Annotated in this window: 21 protein-coding genes; 14 read left to right on the top strand and 7 right to left on the bottom strand. The window is 60.9% G+C overall.

Annotated features, from left to right (window positions below; translation table 11 throughout):
* Nucleotides 1-138 precede the first annotated feature (138 nt).
* A complete protein-coding gene (locus tag HDE77_RS14785) occupies nt 139-2091 on the top strand; it encodes a M61 family metallopeptidase (protein ID WP_184418453.1) in 1953 nt (650 codons plus the stop codon).
* 300 nt (nt 2092-2391) lie between these two features.
* A complete protein-coding gene (locus HDE77_RS14780) occupies nt 2392-4350 on the top strand; it encodes a M61 family metallopeptidase (protein WP_184418452.1) in 1959 nt (652 codons plus the stop codon).
* A 90-nt stretch (nt 4351-4440) separates the two neighbouring features.
* On the opposite strand, the gene HDE77_RS14775 is transcribed toward HDE77_RS14780, so the two are convergent.
* Both HDE77_RS14775 and HDE77_RS14770 read right to left on the bottom strand, forming a co-directional pair.
* Nucleotides 4441-5004, bottom strand: a complete 564-nt coding sequence (locus HDE77_RS14775) for a peroxiredoxin (protein ID WP_184418450.1) — start codon at nt 5002-5004, stop codon at nt 4441-4443.
* 95 nt (nt 5005-5099) lie between these two features.
* A complete protein-coding gene (locus HDE77_RS14770; protein WP_184418535.1) occupies nt 5100-6011 on the bottom strand; it encodes an MnmC family methyltransferase in 912 nt (303 codons plus the stop codon).
* A 155-nt stretch (nt 6012-6166) separates the two neighbouring features.
* Between HDE77_RS14770 and HDE77_RS14765 the strand changes: the two genes are divergently transcribed.
* The 5 genes from HDE77_RS14765 to HDE77_RS20325 all read left to right on the top strand — a co-directional run bounded on the left by HDE77_RS14765 (nt 6167) and on the right by HDE77_RS20325 (nt 12702).
* Nucleotides 6167-6574 (top strand): hypothetical protein, encoded by a 408-nt coding sequence (locus HDE77_RS14765; protein WP_184418448.1) that lies wholly within the window; start codon nt 6167-6169, stop codon nt 6572-6574.
* Between the two features lie 692 nt (nt 6575-7266).
* Nucleotides 7267-7815: a fimbrial protein gene (locus tag HDE77_RS14760; RefSeq protein ID WP_184418446.1), complete on the top strand. Its 549-nt coding sequence runs from the start codon at nt 7267-7269 to the stop codon at nt 7813-7815.
* 171 nt (nt 7816-7986) lie between these two features.
* Nucleotides 7987-8748 (top strand): fimbria/pilus periplasmic chaperone, encoded by a 762-nt coding sequence (locus tag HDE77_RS14755; RefSeq protein ID WP_184418444.1) that lies wholly within the window; start codon nt 7987-7989, stop codon nt 8746-8748.
* 155 nt (nt 8749-8903) lie between these two features.
* Nucleotides 8904-11606, top strand: coding sequence for a fimbria/pilus outer membrane usher protein (locus HDE77_RS14750; protein WP_184418442.1), 2703 nt, complete (start codon nt 8904-8906; stop codon nt 11604-11606).
* Nucleotides 11607-11673: 67 nt separating this feature from the next.
* Nucleotides 11674-12702 carry a fimbrial protein gene (locus HDE77_RS20325; protein ID WP_255482744.1) on the top strand — a complete coding sequence of 343 codons (1029 nt, stop codon included), beginning with the start codon at nt 11674-11676 and terminating at the stop codon, nt 12700-12702.
* Nucleotides 12703-12813: 111 nt separating this feature from the next.
* Here HDE77_RS20325 and HDE77_RS14740 read toward each other — a convergent pair whose 3' ends face one another.
* Entirely contained in the window at nt 12814-13707 is an 894-nt protein-coding gene (locus tag HDE77_RS14740; RefSeq protein WP_255482743.1) for a hypothetical protein, read from the bottom strand.
* 431 nt (nt 13708-14138) lie between these two features.
* On the opposite strand from HDE77_RS14740, the gene HDE77_RS14735 reads away from it, so the two are divergent.
* From HDE77_RS14735 to msrA, 3 genes are all read left to right on the top strand, one after another.
* The gene (locus HDE77_RS14735) at nt 14139-14840 is read left to right on the top strand and encodes a histidine phosphatase family protein (RefSeq protein ID WP_184418440.1); all 702 of its coding nucleotides are present in this window, start codon (nt 14139-14141) and stop codon (nt 14838-14840) included.
* Between the two features lie 542 nt (nt 14841-15382).
* Nucleotides 15383-15832: a peptide-methionine (R)-S-oxide reductase MsrB gene (msrB, locus tag HDE77_RS14730; RefSeq protein WP_184418438.1), complete on the top strand. Its 450-nt coding sequence runs from the start codon at nt 15383-15385 to the stop codon at nt 15830-15832.
* Nucleotides 15829-16338 (top strand): peptide-methionine (S)-S-oxide reductase MsrA, encoded by a 510-nt coding sequence (gene msrA / locus HDE77_RS14725; protein WP_184418436.1) that lies wholly within the window; start codon nt 15829-15831, stop codon nt 16336-16338. Before msrB ends, msrA begins: the two co-directional genes overlap by 4 nt.
* Nucleotides 16339-16450: 112 nt before the next feature.
* On the opposite strand, the gene HDE77_RS14720 is transcribed toward msrA, so the two are convergent.
* Complete coding sequence (locus HDE77_RS14720; RefSeq protein WP_184418434.1) at nt 16451-16939, bottom strand: hypothetical protein; 489 nt, start codon at nt 16937-16939, stop codon at nt 16451-16453.
* Between the two features lie 416 nt (nt 16940-17355).
* Between HDE77_RS14720 and HDE77_RS14715 the strand changes: the two genes are divergently transcribed.
* Complete coding sequence (locus HDE77_RS14715; protein WP_184418432.1) at nt 17356-18000, top strand: glutathione S-transferase N-terminal domain-containing protein; 645 nt, start codon at nt 17356-17358, stop codon at nt 17998-18000.
* Nucleotides 18001-18276: 276 nt separating this feature from the next.
* On the opposite strand, the gene HDE77_RS14710 is transcribed toward HDE77_RS14715, so the two are convergent.
* Nucleotides 18277-19149 (bottom strand): NmrA/HSCARG family protein, encoded by an 873-nt coding sequence (locus HDE77_RS14710; RefSeq protein WP_184418430.1) that lies wholly within the window; start codon nt 19147-19149, stop codon nt 18277-18279.
* Nucleotides 19150-19270: 121 nt separating this feature from the next.
* On the opposite strand from HDE77_RS14710, the gene HDE77_RS14705 reads away from it, so the two are divergent.
* A complete protein-coding gene (locus tag HDE77_RS14705; RefSeq protein WP_184418428.1) occupies nt 19271-20179 on the top strand; it encodes a LysR family transcriptional regulator in 909 nt (302 codons plus the stop codon).
* A gap of 124 nt (nt 20180-20303) precedes the next feature.
* On the opposite strand, the gene HDE77_RS14700 is transcribed toward HDE77_RS14705, so the two are convergent.
* Complete coding sequence (locus HDE77_RS14700) at nt 20304-20534, bottom strand: hypothetical protein (protein WP_184418427.1); 231 nt, start codon at nt 20532-20534, stop codon at nt 20304-20306.
* Nucleotides 20535-20913: 379 nt separating this feature from the next.
* Between HDE77_RS14700 and HDE77_RS14695 the strand changes: the two genes are divergently transcribed.
* Both HDE77_RS14695 and HDE77_RS14690 read left to right on the top strand, forming a co-directional pair.
* Nucleotides 20914-21318: a VOC family protein gene (locus HDE77_RS14695; RefSeq protein WP_184418424.1), complete on the top strand. Its 405-nt coding sequence runs from the start codon at nt 20914-20916 to the stop codon at nt 21316-21318.
* 176 nt (nt 21319-21494) lie between these two features.
* Nucleotides 21495-21845 carry a YciI family protein gene (locus tag HDE77_RS14690; protein ID WP_184418422.1) on the top strand — a complete coding sequence of 117 codons (351 nt, stop codon included), beginning with the start codon at nt 21495-21497 and terminating at the stop codon, nt 21843-21845.
* Between the two features lie 158 nt (nt 21846-22003).
* Here HDE77_RS14690 and HDE77_RS14685 read toward each other — a convergent pair whose 3' ends face one another.
* A complete protein-coding gene (locus HDE77_RS14685) occupies nt 22004-22714 on the bottom strand; it encodes a DUF899 family protein (RefSeq protein ID WP_184418420.1) in 711 nt (236 codons plus the stop codon).
* Between the last annotated feature and the right edge of the window lie 12 nt (nt 22715-22726).

The raw sequence follows: 22726 nt of genomic DNA, 5'->3' as shown, positions 1-22726 counted from the left end.
ATGACCGGTTTGCGTGGCGTGCTGCTGGAAGCGGCGTCGGATGCCCATAGGACAAAAGGCAAGTGCACTCTGACTGCGGTTTTGGCAAAGTAGTGGGAGTCACGAGCTACTTGCTCGATCTACCTGCCGGAGTCCCCCATGTCCCTTGCCTCTCTCGCTGGTTCGCCGGCCGGCACGCGCCGCACGCTTGCGCGTCTTGTCGTTGCCATATCACTGGCCCTCACTGCGGGTGCGGCATGCGCGCAGGAGGTGCGCGGCTCCCAGGCGCCGCCGCAGGACACGCCGTATCCGGGCACGATCGCGATTCATGTCGATGCTGGCGACCCTTCGCAGGGGATCTTTCAGGTGCACGAGACGATTCCGGTTGAAGCGGGCGCATTGACGTTGCTGTACCCGCAGTGGATTCCCGGCAACCATTCGCCGAGCGGTCCGATCGCCATGCTCGCGGGCGTGAAGCTCAGCGCTGGCGGCAAGCCGTTGGAGTGGACGCGTGACAAGTACGATGTGTATGCGTTTCATGTCGACGTGCCTGCGGGTGTCTCCAGCATCGACGCGGACTTCCAGTACCTGTCCGGTCGCACCGACGAGGGCTCGATCGAGATGACCGACAGCATGTTGGATCTCTCATGGAGCGAGATGTCGCTGTATCCGGCCGGGCACTATGCACGCGCCATCACGTTCGCACCCAGCGTAACGTTGCCGAAGGGCTGGCAGTTCGGCACCGCTCTGGAGCAGGCCTCGCAATCGGGCGATACCACCACGTTCAAGCCGGTGCCGTACAACACGCTGGTCGATTCGCCGATCTACGCGGGTCGCTACTTCAAGCGCGTCGATCTCAATCCCGGCGGCAAGGCGCCGGTGCATCTGGACATCGTCGCCGACGCGCCGAAGGATCTGGAGATGACGCCGCAGCAATTGCAGGTGCACCGCGCGCTGGTGACGCAAGCGGTCGCGCTCTTTGGCTCGCATCACTATGACCACTACGACTTCCTGTTTTCGCTGTCCGATCAATTGAGCGAGAACGGATTGGAGCACCATCAATCCAGCGAGGACGGTCTGGGTGCCGACTACTTCACTGACTGGAGCGACGGTGCGCCCGATCGCGATTTGCTGGCCCACGAGTACACGCATTCATGGAACGGCAAGTTCCGTCGTCCAGCCGATCTGTGGACGCCGAACTTCAACGTGCCGATGGGCGATTCGCTGCTGTGGGTGTACGAGGGACAGACGCAGTATTGGGGTTATGTGCTGACCGCGCGCGCCGGTATGTGGACGCCGCAGGAGTTCCGCGATGCGCTGGCCATGACCGCGGCCGACTATGACCGTAATCGTGTTGGCTTCGACTGGCGCACGATCCAGGACACCACCAACGATCCGACTGTCGCAGAACGCGCGGCCCTGCCGTATCGCAGCTGGCAGATGAGCGAGGAGTACTACAGCGCCGGGCAGATGCTGTGGCTGGCAGTGGACGGACGGATCCGCACACTGACGCACGACAGCAAGTCGCTGGATGATTTTGCGCGCGCGTTCTTCGGCGTCGACAACGGCAGCTTCGTCACCAAGACCTACACCTTAGACGACGTGGTGGCAGCGTTGAACGGCGTGGTGAAAGACGACTGGTCGACCTTCCTGCGCTCGCGCGTCGATGCGCACAAGCCGCCGCTGGATGGCCTCGAAGGGACTGGCTGGAAGCTGGTCTACACCGATCAGGAAAGTGCGTACCAGAAGCAGTACGACAGCCAGACGGAATCGGCCCGCCATCTCTACAACTTCACCTGGTCGATCGGCCTGACCATGAACAAGAAAGGCGAGATCAATGACGTGCGCTGGAAGGGCCCGGCATTCAAGGCCAGCATTAGCACCGGCGCGACGCTGGTCGCGGTGGACGGCCACGCATACACGAGCGACGTACTGCAGGATGCAATCACTGCGGCCAAGGGCGGCAACTCGCCGATCCAGCTGTTGCTGAAGTACCAGGGTGGATACAAGACCGTGTCGGTGGATTACCACGACGGTCTGCAGTATCCGCATCTGGTGCGTATCGAGGGCACGCCGGATTATCTGAGCCAGATCATCGCGGCGCGCAAGTAGGCCAAGTCGTTCGTGCGATCAGGACAGGTGTGCAGAGGGCGCTTCTTCGAAGAAGTGCCCTCTGCGTATTCGCACGTAGGTCGGGTTGAGCGCAGCGATGCCCAACAAGACTCCCCGACAACGGAACCGTTGGGCATCGCTTTGCTCACCCCAACCTACGAGGTTCTCGGCGGAGACTGGCGGTGGTGCGGAAGCCGGTTAGACTTCCCTTTCTTCATGTGTCTGATTCCCAGGCCAGTGCACTCTGACTCCGAATTTGGCAAAGTGGGCGAATCCTTGGTCCGTTCACCGGAGTCCCCCATGTCACTCGCCCCTCTCGCTGGCCTACCGGCTGGCACGCACCGCGCGCTTGCACGTCTTGTCGTCGCCATATCCCTGGCTCTCGCCGTAGGCGGCGTATGCGCGCAGGACGTTCGAGCCGATCAGGTGCCGCCGCCGCAGGACACGCCGTATCCCGGCACGATCGCGATTCACGTCGACGCCAGCGATACATCCCAGGGCATCTTTCGCGTGCAGGAGACGATTCCGGTCCAGGCAGGTGCGTTGACGCTGCTGTACCCGCAGTGGATTCCCGGTGCCCACTCGCCGATCGGCCCGGTCGCCATGCTCGCCGGTCTCAAGCTCAGTGCCAACGGCAAGGCGCTGAAGTGGAAGCGCGACGAGTACAACGTGTACGCGTTCCATCTCGACGTGCCCGCGGGAGTCTCCACGGTCGATGCGACATTCCAGTACCTGTCGAGCCGCGCCGACAACGGTGGGTTCGAGATCACCGACCGCATGATGGACATGGAATGGAGCAACGTGGCGTTGTATCCGGCCGGCTATTTTTCGCGCGGCATCACTTTCGCGCCCAGTGTGACGATGGCGCATGGCTGGCAGTTCGGCACCGCGCTTGAGACGGCTTCGCAATCGGGTGACACCACCACCTTCAAGCCGGTGACGTTCAACAACCTGGTCGATTCGCCGATCTACGCCGGCCAGTACTTCAAGCGGGTCGATCTGAATCCGGGCGGTGACGCGCCGGTGCATCTGGACATCGTCGCCGACGCACCCAAGTACCTGGAGATGACGCCCGAGCAGTTGAGCGTGCATCGCGCGCTGGTGACGCAGGCGGTAAAGCTGTTCGGCTCGCACCATTACGATCACTACGACTTCCTGTTCTCGTTGTCGGATCAGTTGGGTGCCAACGGGACGGAGCACCACCAGTCCAGCGAAGACGGCATGGGCCCTGACTACTTCACCGCCTGGAAGGACGCCGCGCCCGGCCGCGACCTGCTGGCGCATGAGTACACGCATTCCTGGAACGGAAAGTTCCGGCGTCCGGCCGATCTTTGGACTCCCAACTTCAACGTGCCGATGGGTGACTCGTTGCTGTGGGTGTATGAGGGACAGACGCAGTACTGGGGTTACGTGCTGACCGCGCGCGCCGGCATGTGGACAGCGCAGGATTTCCGCGATGCGCTGGCCATGACCGCCGCCAACTACGAGCGCAACCGCCAAGGCTTCCAGTGGCGCACGCTCGAAGACACCACCAATGATGCGACCGCCGCGCACCGTTCGAGCCTGCCGTATCGCAGCTGGCAGATGAGTGAGGATTACTACAGCGGCGGGCAGATGATGTGGCTTGAAGTGGATGCCAAGCTGCGCGCGCTGACGCATGACAGCAAGTCGCTGGATGATTTCGCGAAAGCGTTCTTCGGCGTCGACAATGGCAGCTACGTGACCAAGACCTACACCTTTGACGACGTGGTGGCGGCGCTGGACGGCGTGGCCAAATACGACTGGGCAAGCTTCCTGCGCGCACGCGTCGACACGCTCAATCCGCCGCTGCAGAACGGCCTCGCGGCCACGGGGTGGAAGCTGGTCTACACCGATCAGGAAAGCGCGTACGAGAAGCAGTACAACAGCAGACCAGAACCCTCCCGACACCTGTACAACTTCGCCTGGTCGATCGGTCTGACCATGACCGACAAGGGCCAGGTCAACGATGTGCGCTGGGACGGCCCGGCATTCAAGGCTGGCGTCAGCACTGGCGCCACCCTGGTCGCGGTGAACGGGCAGACCTATTCGAATGATGTGCTGAAGGCTGCGATAACGGCCGCCAAGGCCGGCAAGTCGCCGATTCAGCTGATGCTGAAGTACCAGGGCGGATTCAAGACCGTGGCGGTGGATTACCACGATGGCCTGCAATACCCGCATCTGGTGCGCATCGAGGGTACGCCGGATTACCTCAGCCAGATCATCGCAGCGCGCAAGTAACGAGGCTCGGCGGCGCGGTCACGATAACGATGCAGAGGGCGCTTTTCGAAGAAGCGCCCTCTGCATTTTGCGGGTCCTCGTCGGACCGGGTTACTTGCCGGCGCTGCCCTGTGGCTCGAGCGCCTTCACGGCATCGAGCGTCTCCTGCACGTGTTTCTCGGGGCTGAGGCTCGAATAGACATATGTGATTTTCCCCGACGGGGCGATCACGTACGAGGTACGGTCCGACCAGCCGGGCTTCAGCAACAGCAGCGCGTCATAGTCCTTGGCAATCTTCGCGCCCTCGTCGGCAGCGACCGGGAACTTGCCGCTGCAGTGGTCGGCCTCCTTCGAGAAAGCCGCCAGCTCGGAGAGATGGCCGGCGGTGACGCCGATCACGGTGGCATGCTGCGCCTTGAACTGGTCGATGGCCTCCGAGAACAGGTGCGCCTCGATGTTGCAGCCCGAGGTGTGCGGAGCGGGGAAGAAGTAGACCACCACCGGACCTTGCTTCAGGGCGTCCGCGAGCTTGAACGTGAATGGCTGGCCAGCGAGATAGGCTGGCGCGGAAAAGTCGGGCGCCTGTGTGCCTACTTTCAGCGCGGCGAATGCCGGCGAGGCGAAGGCGGCGGTACCGACGAGGGTGATGGCTGCAAACTTCAGCAATGACTTCATGGGCGTGGTTCCTGGGATGACCGGTCGATCAGCAGGTTTATACGCCAGAAGTGGATAGACGGATGCCACAATCGTAAAATGGCCCAACACACGGCTCAGCGCCGTGTCGCCAATACGCCGTCCAGCGCAAGCTGCGCCTTGAAACCAGCCTTCTCCAGCCGTTTTTCCACCTCGCGCGGAACATCGCGGCCGCTGGTGAGTTTGTTTGGGCTGCCGGTGTAGTGGAACAGGCGCCCGCCCCGGCGCAGCACGCGCGCCAGCTGCTCGTAGAACACCTGCGAGTAAAGTTCGCCGGCGATACCGAAGCGTGGTGGGTCGTGCAGCAGCGCGTCCACCGACGCGTCGGTGACCTGCGCTATCGCCTGTGACACGTCAGCATGGGAAAGCTGCAGGCGGCCGCCGTTGGCGGGCGCGTCCGGATCCGGCGACCACGGGTTGAGCGTGCGCAGCCACAGCACGTCGGCGTTCTTCTCGAGCGAGTGGATGTGCGCTGCACCCGCTTCCAGACAGCATGCCGCGAAGTAGCCCAGACCGCCGCAGGTATCGAACACGACCTTGCCGCGCGGGTCGATCAGCGCCACCTTGCGGCGAGCATCTTCGAACGGCGACTCCTTCGATGTGGGCAGCATCTTGATGCCGTCGATCTCGAAGGTGGGCGCGCCCCACTCGGTCGGCACCAGCTTGATCAGCGAACCCGAATAGCGAGACACCGGCGCAAACTCTTCGCCGTCCCAGACATAGATCGTGCGGTCTTTCAGTTTGTGCGGGTACGGATAGCGCTGGCCACGCCACTGCCAGATGTCCGTCTCCAGCGACGCGTTGCCGTTTGAGCGCCCCAGGTCCAGCGAGCCGGTCCATTCGCCTGCACCGGCGTCGTGTGCGGCCTGCAACGCCTCGGCGATGGGCTGCGTGAGCAGGGGGCCGGAATAGTGCGACACGGGGGCAATCTCCTGGGGAAGCGGGCATTGAACCGCGGCCGCTTGCCGCAATGCAACGAAGGGCGGCATCGTAACGCACTGGGGTAACAGAACGCGGCCAGGGGTCATCAAGCCCTTTTCGGTATCCATCCAGCTTACTCGGCGCGACACCCCTTTTTCGCGCAACGGCACAGGCCTATGCTGTGGGGACTGCGGCGAATGCCGCGTTGCTCCGGAGTTGTGCCATGACGAAGACGTTCATTCGGTGGGTACCGACGCTCCTGCTGGCGATTGCGCTGCCGATGGTCGCGCGAGCGGCAGATTCCGACAGTGGGGTATCAAAGCAGGTGGGTACGGCCAGCGCGCACGCCGGCATGGCGCTCGGCGCTGCGGATCTGAAGTTGGCGCATACGCATCTGCACCATGTCATCAACTGTCTGGTCGGCCCATCCGGCAAGGAGTTCGACGCGCAGGAAGAAGACCCCTGCAAAGGTATGGGCCAGGGAGCCATCGTCGATGCCAAGGGCGATGCGGCCAGTGAGTCCCGGTTGCACGCCGCGTTGGCCCAGGCCGAGCATGGTGTGAAGACCACGACGCTGGACGACGCGCACGCGGACGCACAGAAGGTCATGACGACGCTGCAAACGAAATAGTGGGGAGAGTCGGACCGAGGTAGTTAAGTCATCGGCCTCAGCAGTCGAGGCTGACGTGAGACGGGCCGCGACGCCAAGCCATGGACGAAAGGGAAGCTCGGCGCCCGGCCTCACTACCTCATTTCTTCGCATCTTTCGACGGTAAACGTCGAGAGCCCGCATGTGTTTGTGTCGCGGCGGGGCAGTCCTACGCCGATCTGGAAGCGCGCCCCCGTGCTTGTTCAACGAACTGCGCGGTGGCTTCCTTCTCCTCGCCAACGACGATTTGCAGCGCAACTGCAAGGCACCGGTGGGGCGCGCGGATCACTGGGCTGTATCTATAGAGTTGGTGGCGCCCACCGGGTGTCCATCGACGTCCACGCCCATCAGCTGGATGACATCGCACGATGTCATTTATGTCCGTGCGCCACGGTGCGCCGCAAAAAAACACATCAATCGCCATCTCATTGAAGATGCCCGAGAACAATTTTTCAGAATTGTCTCAGAGCCTTTCCGTGTGCCACTAGGCAATCTTGATCGCTCGCATGGATGTCCTCCTCGCGATAGACGGACGCGGCCTCCCTCGATAGCAAACGCATCGCCATAACTCCACGCAAACGGGGTGAATGCGATGAGCGGCAGCGGGCTATCGGGCAGCGCCGCAGTACGACACAACCCTGAGAAGCACTCATCTCCAGTCAAGGAATTCGACAATGAAGAAGACCCTTATTTCTGCAGCCCTCGTCGCCGTCATGGGCGTGGCAGCGTTCACCCCCAAGATCGCCGCCGCCGCCGATGGCACCATTACCTTCAACGGCAAGGTGACTGCCCAGACCTGCACCATCAACGGTAACGGCACCGCCTCCAATAACTTCGCCGTCACGCTGCCGACCGTGTCCGCAAGTGCGCTCTCGGCGACAGGTGCAGTCGCCGGTCGCACGCAGTTCAACATCGCGCTCTCTGCCTGTACGCCTGGCACCGGCAACGTGGTCACCAATTTCGAGCCGGGCCCGACGGTAGCTGCCGACGGTAACCTGACCAACCAGGCCACCGGCGGCGCCAGCAATGTGGAATTCCAGCTGCTGAATCCGGACCTGTCCGCCATCGTTGCGGGTGCGCCGGGCGCAACCCAGAACTCCAAGCCGGTTGGCCTGGTCGCGGGTGCTGCCACCTTGGCGTACTACAGCCAGTACTTCGCCACCGCGGCCGTCACGGCCGGCGGCGCGACCTCGACGGTGCAGTACGACATTACCTATCCGTAATGGATGGGCGGGACAGGCCTGACTCGTTTCAGGCCTTTCACCGCGGGGCCATGGATGGTCCCCAATCAATTAACCCGTATAGGCGTCCCCTCGACGGTGGATGAGCGGCACGCCTGTTCGCCACTAGCGGTGATTGTGTGGCGCGTCGCCGAATCGTAGCGAGCAGTGGCAATGAACTTCACAGGCAAAAAATCCGTTCTTGGTGTCTTGATGACTGCTGGCCTGATGCTGGCGACCCTGGTTAGTCCCATGCTGTGCCGCGCATCGGTGGTTATTTCCGGTACGCGTGTGATCTATCCGGCAGCGGAGAGCGAAGTCACCATCAAGCTGAGTAACGAAGGCGCCTCGCCGGCACTGACTCAGGTGTGGGTCGACAACGGTGACGCCAAAGCTTCACCGACATCGGCTGCCGTACCTTTCATAGTCACGCCGCCGTTGTCACGCATTGATCCGCACAAGGCACAGACGCTACGTATTCTCTACACCGGCGAATCGCTACCCCAGGACAAAGAGTCGGTCTTCTGGCTTGACGTGCTGGAGATTCCGCCAAAGGCAACCGGCGCCGACGCGGACGCCAACATGTTGCAACTCGCGTTTCGCTCGCGCATCAAACTGTTTTTTCGCCCCGGCAAACTGCAGGGCTCTGTGACAGAGGCGCCCGGCCAACTCGCGTGGCATGAGTCCAGCGAAGGTGGCAAGCCCGCCGTTTCCGTCACCAACCCGAGTGCCTATTACGTCACGGTGGCATCGTTTGATCTAGTCGACAACGCCGGCTTGGTGCTCGCCAAATCCGTCGACACCGACATGGTGGCCCCTGGTCAGAGCAAGGTGTTTCCCCTCTCCGCTGAGGTGAAGCGAACAGGAATTAAGGTTCGCTTCAACACCATCAACGATTACGGCGGCGAAGACCGCCACGAAGCCGTAGTGCAGTAAAGCCGCGCATCCCAGACCCCTCCACCCGTCGATCTACGAACCCGGGCGCTAGCCAGATCTCTCCTTGTGCAGGTGAGGCGCGGCAGCGACAGCGGTAAGCGCTTCGCAAATTCCTTACGGCGTGCCATGCCGTTTGATTCTCAGGGCACGGAAGTATGAATACCAAACATCCGGTGATCGCTGCATTGCGCCTAACTCCCCTGAGCGCTGTGCTGCTTGCACTTCTAGCGCATTCGCCCTTGGCTGCAGCCGCTTCTGCTGCGCCAGCGTCAGCGACGGCGGATGCCTCTGCAGGGCCGGCCGACGTGCAGTTCAACAGTCAGTTCCTGCACGGGCAGGACAGTACGCCAGCCGACATCAGTCGCTTCAATAAAGGCAACGTCGCGCTACCAGGTAGCTACCGCGCTGACTTGTACGTCAATGAGATCTGGCTGGGACGCGCCGAGATCACCTTGCGAGACACCGGCGACGGCACCGTGCAAGCCTGCTTCAACCATGACCTGCTCGAACGTGCCGGCGTTGATCTGTCGAAGTTGAGCGCCGAAGCCCAAGCAGCGCTGGCCGATGGCGCGTCGGGCAGCGCCTGCCACAGCCTGCCCGAGTGGGTGCCGGACGCCACCGCCACGTTCGACAACGGCGAGCAGCGGCTTGATGTCAGCGTTCCGCAAATTGCGCTCAATCGACAGGCTCGCGGCTATGTCGACCCCAAGTACTGGGACAATGGCCTGCCAGCCGTCACGTTGCAGTACAGCGGCAATATCTACCATTCCGACACGGTAGGCCATGCGTCCACACAGGCCTATATGGGTCTCCTTGCGGGTATCAATGTCGATGTGTGGCGTTTGCGTTACCAGAGCAACGTCACTCACGACCCGCTCGGCACGCATTACCAGAACATCCAGACGTATGTGCAGCGCACTCTCGCGCCGATCAAAAGCCAGCTAACCATCGGCGATACCTTTACCGACGGGCGCATCTTCGACAGCTATGGCATTCGCGGCGTCAATCTCGCCAGCGACGATCGCATGTACCCGGAATCCCAACGGGGCTATGCGCCCACTGTTCGCGGCATCGCCAACACAAACGCCAAGGTGCAGATTCGCCAGAACGGCAACATCATCTACGAAACCACGGTGGCGCCCGGCGCGTTCGAGATCAACGACCTCTACCCCACCGGTTACGGCGGCGACCTGGACGTGATCGTCACCGAGGCCGATGGCAGCGTGCATACTTCCGCGGTGCCGTATGCCTCGACGGTGGATGCTTTGCGTCCCGGCATGATGCGCTACGAGGCTGTAGCAGGCGAGTACAACAACGGCGCGCCCGGCAACGTCACGCCGTTCGTATCGCAGTTCACCCTGCAGCGCGGCCTTACCAATACGGTGACCGCTTACGGCGGCGTCATTCTCGCCGACCACTATGACTCGATACTTTTGGGCGCCGCCCTCAACACGCGGGCGGGCGCCTTCGGTTTGGACGTCTCGCAGGCAAACTCCCGCTTTCTGGACGAGCCCAACCGCAACGGCCACAGCGTGCGCCTGAGTTACTCCAAACTGGTGTCACCGACCAACACGAACATTTCGGTAGCCGCCTATCGCTATTCGTCCAGCGGTTATCTCAGCCTTCAGGACGCGGTTGCGCTGCGCGATGCAAGCTGGTTGCAGCAGCGCTCGCTGCCCAGCCAGTTCGGTTTACAGCCTGGGGAACAGGTCCTGCCCGGGCAAGTACCCAACTGGGCAGACCAGGTGATTGCGCTACAGCAGATGGGGGCACTCTACGGTACCCAGAAATCCCGCCTGCAGCTAAACATCAACCAGAACCTTGGCAACAGGTTCGGCTCGCTCTACGTCGCCGGCACCGCACAGAACTACTGGAACCGACGGGGCATCAACACTCAGTACCAGGCGGGCTACAACAACCAGTTCAAGTCCATTACTTATGGCTTGTCGATATCGCGCCAGTACGACATCACCTATAGCCGCTGGGACACCGTCTTGATGGCGAACGTCAATATACCGTTCGGTACGAGCCTGCATGCACCACGTTCCATGACGAGCTACCAGCATGATGCGCAATCGGGTGCCGATAGCATTCAGGAATCGGTAACCGGTGTCCTGGGCGCCGACAACGCATTCAGCTATGGCATCACCGCCGGCCGCTACGGCGCCGCCAACGGCAGTGGCAGCGGCAGCAGCAACAGCGGCGGTGCCAACGTCAGCTATCAGGCACCGTTCGCCACCGTTAGCGCCACGGCCAGCAAAGGAACCAGCTACGAGCAGCAGGGAGCTGGCATCACCGGCGGCATCGTGGCCTATGGTGAAGGTGTGTCGTTCACGCCCATCCTGGGTGAAACCATCGGCATTGTTGAGGCGAAGGATGCGGCCGGTGCGCGCCTCACCAATGCGAGCGGGTTGCGCGTGGACGGCACAGGCCATGCCGTGGTGGCCAATCTGGTGCCTTTCTCCGACAACGTGATCGAAATTGATCCCAAGGGTTTGCCGATTGGCGAGGAATTCAAGTCCACGACACAGCACATAGCGCCCACGGCAGGTGCTGTGGTGAGGGTGCATTTCGAGACGGATAACACCGGCCGCAGCGCCATTCTGCATGCGACACGCCCGGATGGTCAGCCGCTGCCGTTTGGTGCGGATGTCACAGACGGCGAGGGCAGCAGTATGGGCACGGTGGCCCAGGGTAACCGCGTCATTGTTCGGGGCCTGAAGGCGGACAGCGGCGAGCTTGTCGTGAAGTGGGGCGGAGCAACGAGCGAATCGTGTCGGCTGAGCTACAGCCTGCCTCCCGCGGATAAAGCCGTGGGCAGCATGGCGCGCCAAATGGTCGAAGCAGTGTGTCGCTGAGCATCACAGCGCGTGGCGCGTGCTTCAACGGACGGCACAAATAATTTACTGGGTCTGGTGACTTTATATGATCACGAATCAACGGCGGGTGCCTCGAATTCGCACTCCACCTTTCTATCGCGTACTGATGCAGTTCGTGATAGTCATCGGTGCCATCGTGTATGTGCCACATGCCAGGGCAACGTGCACGTTCACTACGCCATACACGCAACAGAACGCGGTTCTGGCCCTCCCCGGTAACATTACCGTGCCAAGAAATGCGGCAGTGGGAACAGTGCTGGCCACAGCGCAGGTTCCTGCAGGGGGCCCCACGACGAGTTCGGGTAGTTTTGCCAGTTGCACGTCACCGGGTAATGCGTACTGGTACTTCAACGGAAGCACGGCAGCCGCATCACCTTCCAACACGGCAAACACCAACATTGCCGGAATTGGTCTGCGTTTCTTTTTTCTGAACAACAACGGCCTGAGCTTTCAATTCTATCCGTCAAGTTATGGCCCATCGGGCGCATACGCGGGGCAATGGAACTGGTATACCGCCGGCAATGCATTCTTTGGTGTGCAGGTCGTGGTCACTGGTCCGGTTAGCGGCGGGCAGCTCAATGGGGCTGTGAATGCAACCATTACCCTCGATAGCCTACTCGTTACCAGCATCACGACAACGCCTTTCACCGTGACGGTGCTGAGTTGCATCACTCCGAACGTGACGGTGCCCATGGGCACGCACAACAAGTCTGAGCTGAAGGGTGTGGGGACAGGCACTGCTGCCGTTTCGTTCAATCTCAGTCTCAATAGCTGCCCGGCGGGAATGAACAACATCAAGTATGAGATCGATCCGGCAACGACCGTGGTGGGCAGTGCCACCAATGGCGTCGTAACGCTCGACGCTACCTCGACGGCTAGTGGAGTGGGTGTGCAGCTGCAAAATAACGCGGGTACCGCATTTCCCCTGGGGTCCCAGCAAACATTTAGTGGCTACAAGTCAACGACTGGCGGCAACTACACGATTCCTCTGAAGGCGCGCTACTACCAGACCGGCGCGACGGTAGGGCCGGGCACGGCCAATACGTCGATGACGTTTACCATGAACTATCAGTAGCGGGCTCGCGACCGCGGCTTTGACCGGCGCTGACTTGTTCGAACAAGAGCCGAGGGGCGTGCCCCTCGGCTTTCATTCCTGTGCGACTTCAACGTGCATCGATCGTGGTACTTAGTTTGACTCGGTGAACTGAATCGACGGTGTCGTTCCGCTCGAGGCGGTGCAGCTGCCCAGGTTCAGGTTGTTGGTTTCTCCGGTTGAGCCGGAATTCGCGGCGCACGTCGGTTTCGTGGTGCTTCCGTCACTTACCGCAACGTTGACCTTGATCGTCGAGCCGGAGTTGAACACCGCTTCCGATCCGCCCGCATTGCCAACGACATTGAACTCCGATTCGTCCCAGGCATTCGCCAGATCAAGCACGCTGTCCTTCGCACTGATTGTGTAGGCGGTGCTTCCATTGGTGAAGACCACCTTGTCGTTGCCACTGGCTGTGGCACTTCCCGAGAGCTTCAGATTCGCAAGCTGGGTAATCGGTACATCCGGTGCTGTGACGGCGGAACTGTTCTTGTAGCAATCACCGGCACCGTCGCTGCCAAATCCGCTCGGGCAGCTGTTACCGTAGCCGAGCAGCCAATACTGCATGAAAACGGCTGCCTGCCCCTGGGTCTGATAATCCGGGGAATAAATGAATTGCTGCCAGACCGTACAGCCCGAGTGGCTTTTGCAGGCTGCGGTGGTTGCGTTGTAGTTCGAATTGACCTGCAGCGTGTATTCATTCGGACCAAGGATGCCGCCGTCGCCGAACGCTGGAACACCTACGCTTTTTTCAGACGTGACACCCGTGACCGACGGAAAAGTTCCGACTGTGCTGCTGATCAGCCCGGAAACCTTGATGGCGTAGTCATCGCCATTGCCGGTGGTTTGCGAAGCGCCGGCCGTCTTGTTGACGCGTCGTGGCAGAGGATGGACGCGCGGTTGCACAACGGTGCAGTTGACCTGCTTCCACATGATGCTGGGATACGAGGCTTGAAAGCAGCCTTCCGTGGGTGTCTCGACACGTGCCATGTCTGAGCGCCAACTCTCCATGGCCTGCGCTTTTGCTTGATCGACGACCTCATCGACGGCGGGAGCGGCAAAAGCCGCAGGGAGCCACGCTGCACCAACGAGACTTGCAACGATGGCGATCCTGACCAAATGACGCGTGCCAAAAGCCTTATTCGACTGCATATTTTTCTCCAGTGGAAGCAATATGTTGTGGTCCCCGAACCTGGATTATCCAAGTCCATCGGCATACCCAAAACAAAAAACTGGATTCCCCGTCCTTGGTCGCTGTGCAATGGCGACTCCTCACGCTAGCACTATCGAGGCCCCTGGATAGCTGTAACTTATTCCGGGTTTTTCCGTATAAATGATCAAATGAATAGTCATTAGTGTGACCGGGGTCATTGAATCGCACTGACTGGCTCTTGCAACGTCAGTTGCGCAATACTCAAGACATGAACAGCTTCATACCAAGCCTTTGCTGCTTGTTGTTGATCGCAGGGGCACACGCCGCCGATATGCAGGCGCCTGCGGCGCGGACCATCGTGCTGGTGCGGCACGGCTATTACGTGCCGGATCCAGCCTTTGGCGATCAGCCGGGGCCGCATCTGGCGCCGATCGGCGTTGCGCAGGCGCAGTTGGTGGGTGCGCGCCTGGCAGGTCTGCCGACGCGTTTCGACGCAATGTATGTCAGCCCGGTGCAACGTGCGCGCGATACGGCGGCGATCATTGCCGCTGATTTCCCGGGGCGCCATTTCGAGGTGGTCAACGACCTCGCCGAATGCACGCCACCCACTCGACGGGCTGAGGTAATGGCCCATGAAAAGCCGCAAGATCTGTCGGCCTGTCAAGCTCAGCTCGACCGGGTCTTCGTCCATTACTTCAAACATGCCATGGGCAGCGAGCGCACTGACCTGTTCGTCTGCCACGGCAACGTGATCCGCTACCTGGTCACGCGCGCGCTCGGCGTCGACCCCAAGGCGTGGCTGGAAATGTCGGTCGGCAATGCCAGCATCACCGAGATCCGTGTCGAGGCCAACGGCAGCTTCAAGGTCATCTCCGTTGGGGATGTCGGCCATCTGCCGCCCAGCATGCATACGGGGGCAACCGGCGACAGCGAACGCAGCCTGGCTATCCCTCTGTTGCCCGAGCATTGATTTCTTTGCCCTGAAAATGGACGCTCGCCGATAACCCTGGGCGATAGGGCCGCTGCAATTCCCGATCGCAGTCGCCGAGCGCGCCCGGTGCGGTCAAGGCCAAAGCCGATAAGGTGCACTCTAATAACCCTTATCCCGCTCGTGGTGCCTGCGAACCCCCAAAGGGGGCTAGGGCAGGAGGCGCTTTTCAACAGCGAAGCAGGCCATCCAGCAGCTTCGGGTTTCTTGAGGGGCAAGGGCGCTGGGTTATTCGCTTCGCACACCCCTCCGGGGCCGCTCTTCGAGCGTTCTACGCACTTTGCGCTTGTCCTTTCTTCGCAGGAATGACGAGCAAAGAGCGGCTTTTCTACGTTCCCTGTGGCTCTGGTCGCGTTGCCCTGCACGTAACCTTGAGCCGCTCCGATTCGAAATGCATCGGTGGAGGCTGGAGTTCGCCTTGCGGACCCCAATCTATGCACGATCCCATCCCATCGGATGATGTTGTCGGCCGGGATTTAATGACCGTTTCACAGCGGTACCGTTGCCTGAAGCAGGAGTAGCCCATGAACACGTACAGCAAGAACCCAGATGCCATTGCGAAGCTCTCGCCGGAGCAATATCGCGTTACCCAGCAGAGCGCCACCGAGCGGCCCGGGACCGGTGAATATCTGGACAACGAGGAGCCGGGCATCTACGTCGACATCGTGTCGGGTGAGCCGCTGTTTGCTTCGTCTGACAAATTCGAATCAGGCTGCGGTTGGCCGAGTTTTACCAAGCCGATCGAACCGGCCAATGTGAACGAATTGAAAGACGGCACACACGGCATGATCCGCACCGAGGTGCGTTCGGCGCACGGTGACAGCCATCTCGGACACGTTTTCCCTGACGGTCCGCGGGATCGTGGCGGGCTGCGCTACTGCATCAACTCGGCATCGCTGCGCTTCATCCACCGCGATGCCATGGAGGCCGAGGGTTACGGGGCTTATCTGAATCAGGTGGAGGATGTGCGATGAGCAACGAACGTGCAGTGTTGGCGGGCGGCTGCTTCTGGGGCGTGCAGGATCTGCTGCGCCGGTATCCCGGCGTGATCTCCACCCGTGTGGGCTACACCGGCGGCGACGTGCCCAACGCGACTTACCGCCATCACGGCAGCCATGCGGAGGGCATCGAAATCATCTTCGATCCTTCGAAGTTGAGCTATCGCTCGCTGCTGGAATTCTTCTTCCAGATCCACGATCCGTCCACCCTGAACCAGCAGGGTAACGATCGTGGAAGCGCGTATCGCTCGGCGATTTTCTATACCTCCGAGGAACAGAAGGAGATTGCCGAAGACACCATCGCCGACGTCGATGCCTCAGGCCTGTGGCCCGGCAAGGTAGTGACGGAAGTGGCGCCGGCCGGCGACTTCTGGGAAGCCGAGCCCGAGCATCAGGACTATCTTGAGCACTATCCGAGCGGCTATACCTGCCACTTCGTCCGACCCGGCTGGAAGCTGCCTCATCGTGTAACGGGGGGGTAATTGCCGGCGGCTAGCGGGTTTCTGCTATGAACAGAACAGTTGCCGAGACGTACTCTTTCGCGCCCGGCTCGTCATATTTCGGCTTGCAGATGGGTCGCTTGGATAAGTCGCATTAATTCTTGTAAAGCGGAATGGGTGGTCCCATCGTGGGGTCGAAAGTCACATAGGCGGCTAGATCCGCGGTTGCCTGTCCGAATTCGAATTGCTGAGGACGGCCATGCTTGGGTGACCATCGGTAAATGCGTAACGTGCATTGATTGGCAACGATCATAAACGCGGCGAAGTATCGCTGGCCATACTTTGGCAAAAAGCTGATGCCTGCCGAGCAGAACCCCTCACGTCCGTAAGGCCTGCCCTGATATTTCCTGTAAAGAGAAATACGCTGATTCGTGGGCACCTGAATCACGTCGTTGAATGGTGGAAGCTCATGGCAATCATGGGGGGCTTGGCACATAACCAGCGCCTCTTTTGCCATTTCTGGCGACAGCCTGACGTCGGCCAGTGGCACGTCCGGTGCAGGTTTGTAGACGGAAAATTCAGCGCAGGCGGCTAGTGAAACGATCAGCGCGACGAGTGCAGATACCTGGGTGAGTCGTTTCATGACCCAAGTCCAACGCGAAGCCCTGTTTCCGGGAAATTGAAACGCACGAGTACCTGGACGCACCATGGCGACCATGATCGACCATTCTTTAGCCACAGAAACTCCCCTTGGTATCGTCACTCCTTTGCACAGCGCGCATGGTTGCGCAAATCACGCAACGCATTGGGTCGGTTCATGACGATTGGATTCCCCTGGGAAGTAATCATGCATGCCCACTGTCTTTGCGTCTAGGGTGAGAGCGCTCGAAGGTTTTCAGTGGCCATTCGATCTTCGGGCATACTGGAGTGGCTCTTGAGGCCAGTGGGTTCGAAGACATTGCTTCTGGCAGAAAGTGTCTGCGCTCCGATTGCGACCATCAACCAAAAACAAGTCGGTCGATTCATGCCGAGAGGTGACCCCTGATCATCGAAGACACCATGGACCGGTTGCTGGCCCCATGCATCGTTGGGCGCAGCAGCTCGCACTTCACCCGTCTCGTGCGCATGTTCGCACTGGAGCTTGGTGTGGCCTGCGAGTTCGCTCCGGTCTACGATCTGTCATCGCTGGACGCACGCGACTACGCCGGAAATCCCGCGCTCAAGCTGCCCGTGCTGAAGATGGGAGATGTGACGATCTTCGGTGCCGAGAACATCTGCCGCGCGCTTGCAGAACTCACATCGGAGCATCGACGCATCATCTGGCCGGAGGATGGGCGCGGCGTGCAGGCGCGCAATGCGCAGGAGCTCGTCTGGCATGCCATGCAGGCGCAGGTGCAGCTTGGTTTTGGTACGCAGATCGCGAAGCTGCCGGTGGACAGCGTCTACTTCGTGAAGGCCGCTGCCGGGATGCGGAACGCGCTGGAATGGCTTGATGAAAAGGTGAACGAGGTCATCGACGATATGCCGCCGCATGACATCAGCTTGCTGGAGGCATCGTTGTTTTGCCTCATCGAGCATGTGGAATTTCGGGCGACGATTTCTCTGGCGCCGTATGGCCGTCTGACGGCGTTCGCACTCGCCTTCGGCCAACGGGCATCGGCGCAGCAAACGCCGTTCGTGTTTGATTTGCCGCCCGCTGGCTAAAAGTTGGTGTGAACAGAACGCTGCCATTATTCCGGCGAAGGTCGGAATTCAGTGCTTTGGCGCCTTCTCGAAAACATTGGGCTATTCGCTTCGCGCGCCCCTCCGGGGCCACTCTTCGAGCGTTCAGCCCATCCGCCTTTCGCCGGAATCGCCTGCTCAGAGTATCCGTGGAGGCCGCTTGACGCACCACAGTTCTGGATCAGCACGAGGTGCCGAGACAGAACGCGGTTCACGCTTATGGGTAAGCCAGGCGGTTCTGATCGCCTTCAAGGTCGCTCAATGCCATGACGCCGCCGTCTCCTTTGCAAAATCCCGGTATGAGCGCGGCGCGTGGCCCAGGATGCCGGTCATGATTTCTATGGCACCGGGCGTCGGCAGCATGCCGTCGCTGTGGAAGCGCGCCAGCATCAGGCGGAGGTCGTAGGCGGACCACGATGGCGCGCGACTCGCCATGTTTTTCTCGAAGCCGGGCAGGTCGTTGCCGGCGTAGTTCACGGGTTTGCCCAGCGTGGTTGACCAGATCCCAGCGGCGTCCCGGCCGGTGAGCGTGTCGGGACCAACCAGCTCGATTACTTCGCGTGGCAGCGGCGTGCTGGCCTGCTGGCGGCGCAGCAGCGAAGCTACTGCGATCTCGGCGACGTCGCGTGTATCGACCATCGCCACGCCGAGGTCGCCGATCGGCATCGGGTAGACGCCGTGTTGCAGCAGCACGTCCTTCATCATCACGTCGTTCTGCATGAAGTAGGACGGCCGCAGCACGGTGGCCGGCAGGTTGAGCTGTTCGATCGCGCGCTCCACCGTGTACTTGCCGCTGAAATGCGGCACGTCGGTGAACAAATCGCTGTTGTGCACCGAGAAATAGACGATGCGCTGGATGCCGGCCTCGCGCGCCAGCCCCAGCGTGATCAGCGCCTGGGTGACTTCATCGGTGACCGCGGCGTTAAGCAGGAACAGCGTGTCGACGCCTTTCAGTGCTGCGCGCATCGACTCAACGTCGGTCATTTCGCCGACGACCGCGCGCACACCTTTCGGGAAGTTCGCTTTGTCGGGGTTGCGGGTGAGGCCATGCACGGTCGCGCCTCGCGCGACCAGACCGTTGACGACCTGGCTGCCGATGGCGCCGGTGCTACCCGTGACGAGAATGCTCATGTCGTTACTCCTTCATCTTGGTGGGAACAGGTTTCGGTGCAGTGCCCAGTTAATTTGGCCGTTTCACCAAGGGAACGAAAGCCGTAGAATCGGGACTGGTCGTCTCAGATATGGAACACCTATGGACCTGGAAGCACTCGCCGACTTCAACGCGGTGGCCAGCCACGGTGGCTTTGGTCGAGCCAGTCGGGCCACGGGTCGCCCCAAGGCTTCGCTGTCACGCCGCGTGCGGCAGCTGGAGGATTCGCTGGGCATGCTGCTGATCGAGCGGGGCGCACACACGTTGCGGCTGACCGAAGAAGGCGCCGCACTGCACGAGCAGACCGCCGCGCTGCTCGGCCGCATCGACGACATCAAGGAAGCGCTGATGGGCGATGTCGGGTTGCCGCACGGCAGGCTACGGGTGAACGCACCGGTGCTTTTCGCGCAACGCGGGCTGGGCCGCATCGCAGCGCGATACGCGGCCACGTTTCCCAAAGTGCAACTGGAAATCACCGCCGACGACCGCTTCATCGATCCATTGGTGGAGGGCTACGACCTGGTCATCCGCGCCAACCCGAAACCCACCACCGAGTTGGCCGGTCGCTGCTTTCTGCGCGATGAGCTGATCGTCGCCGCACATCCGTCGATCGTCAGGCCGGAACCGGGCAGCGATGCCGAGCCGGTGCCGGCGGTGTTACTTCTGGGCACGCCCGAAGACGCACCGTGGAACCTGATCCATGCTGGAGGTGTGATGACCCTGCGCATCCGGCCGGCGCTGCGCCTGTCGTCGATGACGATGGTGCTGGACGCCGCGCTCGATGGTGCTGGTGCCGCGATGATGCCGCGCTCGCTGGTGCAGGCCGACGTGGATGCCGGGCGCCTCACGGTGTGGGGCACGGCTGCACAACGCAGCATCGAAGTGTGGGCTCTGTATCCGCCACACCGTCACGTCAGTCGAAAAGTATCCGCCTTCATCCGCATGCTCACCGAGCAGTTCGTCGATGGCTCACCGGATGGTTTTCAGTCGCTGGAGCGGTCAAAGATCTGAGTAATGGACGCCCGTTTCATCGGAGGCGTGGACGTCCATCCCTGCGCTAAGCAAAGCGAGGGTCAGGTCGTAGTTTTGGAAACTTTGCGTTGTGCTCGTGCCCGTGCAATCTGCTCCACACGACTCACGAGGTGCCGCGTCCCCGCGGTTTGATGTAGCGCAGCTGCTCCATCATCTGTTCGTGCCGTTCTCGCCGCTGTTGATCCTGCGCTGCGAGCAACATCTGTCGCCGGGTCATGTGCACCGGGGGCTGTTCGGAGGCTTCCTTCGGTCGATGGACGATGTGGGCGATGACGCCCGGCCATGTGCTCACATGCCATATCGAATGGGAGCGGGATACGTCTTGGTTGTTCATGGCGAAGACCTCGACCACAGATCAGGAGCTGTCAGGGAGCCGAACTATTGCTGGATGGACGATCAGGCTGCACTCTCGACTGTTAGCCGGGTGTGACGTCCAGGATATGGAATCCGAAAAGCACGAACAGCGAAAAGCCAGGGCGCAACTGGCTGAGGCTCCATGGCTGAGCTGACCCTGTTTTGGCTTGCGCCAGCCTGTACGGAGGACAAAGATTTTCGTCGAATCTGACATCGCTGAAGCGCATAGTGCGGTTTCTTGCGCGCCACCGACCTTCTTGGTCGACCCTGTCGATCCAGTCCATTCCCGTTCGTCGTTTCCAGGAACAGCCGCCCGGCATCAGCCGCGACGCATCCTCACCAACGCAGGAGCCACCATCATGCAGTTCATTCCGTATCTCGACTTTGACGGCCAGTGCCGTGAAGCGTTCGACTTCTATGCCACAGTCTTCAACGGCAAGATCACCATGCGCATGACATTCGGCGAATCGCCCATGGCCAGTGAGGTGCCGCCCGAGGCGCACGATCGTGTCATGCATTCACAACTGGACTGTGCCGGCGGCATCCTGATGGGCGCCGATGGGCCGCCGCACAGTGTATCCAGAAGGAGCTGCGTAAGTCTTCCGATCGACACGCCCGCCGAAGCCGAGCGCATCTTCAGCGCGCTGGCGGAAGGTGGCGAAGTGCAGATGCCGATCCAGGAAACGTTTTGGGCCACACGCTTCGGCATGCTGACGGATCGCTACGGCAAGGCATGGATGGTCAACTGCGCGAAGCCCGCATGAAGGTTTTTGTTTCCACGGCGAACGTTTGAGCATGAATCGCCATCGCGCGCGGAAATAAGTTCTGACGAACATGTCGATCCTGGCAGCTCCCATTCGTTGCATCGGTAGCCGCGGGGTCTTCAGGATGCGCAATCGTCCGGCGCCCGGTCCGGAACAACCACTTCAGGAGTAAGTCGATGCGATTCCTTTCAATGGTCAGGATCAACGAGAACAGCGGTCTTCAGCCTAGCGAGAAGCTGATGAGCGATATGGGCAAGTTGCTGGAAGAAGTGAAACAGGCCGGAGTGATGCTCGACACCGCGGGACTCAAGCCGACCTCGGAAGGCGTGCGCGTACGGCTTGCTCACGGAAAGATCAGCGTGATCGACGGCCCGTTCACCGAGACAAAGGAAGTGATCGGCGGTTACGCGATGATGGAAACGAAGTCGATGGAAGAGGCCATCCATTGGACCAAACGCTTTCTGATGGTCCACGGCGACGAATGGGACATCAGTTGCGAAGTGCGCCAGCTGGACGAACACCGCTAGAGCGTGGATGCGGCCATGGAGACAGCTGCCTTCGTATGGCTCGCGCCATAGCTGCAATGTAGCGCTGGCATTGAAATCGGATGCGACTGGCTGGCTGGATTCAACCAGGTTGATCAGGTCGGTGGCCATGCAGGCCGCCGGCCTGATCAACAGATGCATCAGCCGGGGTACTGGAGTTTCGGATACCAGTCAGTACCACGTCCTTCGGGGGTGGCGTCGAGGATGGTCCACAGCGGCATCAGGTCGGGTGCGCCGCGCGCATCCTGGCCGGGATCGGCGGAGTCGAAGCCCATCTCACCGCTCCAGAAATGGCGGATGGTCCCGTCGCGGCGGGTGAATACGGTGAATGCGGCGTCATCGCCACCGTCCCTACCGATGCCGTGGTAGTCGCGGCTGAAGTTGCCGTTCGTATCGGAATACAAGTTGAGGTCGCGCCAGCCGCGTTCCTTCTTGAACGCGACGAGGCGATCGATCGGCGAGCGTGCGACCACGGCCAGCGCGACGCGCTGCCCGACGTCGCGTGCTTCGCCATCCCATGCACTCAGCAGCGACGTGCACATCGGGCAGGGACGCTCGCGCTGTGGGCCGAACATGTAGCTGTAGACGACAAGGGTCTGCTTGTCGCCGAACAGGCCGGCTAGATCGAGCGGCCCGTGTTCACCTTCGAACCGGTAGTCGCCAGTTACCTCGCCGCCGGGTGGAAGTGCGCGACGTTGTTCAGCAACGCGTTCGATGTGCCGACGCAGTTCGATTTCCTCGATGAACAGCGCATTGCGCGCGCGGCGGTAGTCGTCACTTTCATTCGGGAATCGCATGTCATTGCGCTGTGCAAATTCGGCGGCGGGAACGAGGGTAGGGGCGTGCGTCATGGTCGGACTCCT

The organism is Rhodanobacter sp. MP7CTX1 (assembly GCF_014205795.1).
In the GTDB taxonomy this organism is placed as follows: Bacteria; Pseudomonadota; Gammaproteobacteria; order Xanthomonadales; family Rhodanobacteraceae; genus Rhodanobacter.
This window is presented reverse-complemented; position numbering and strand designations above follow the sequence as displayed.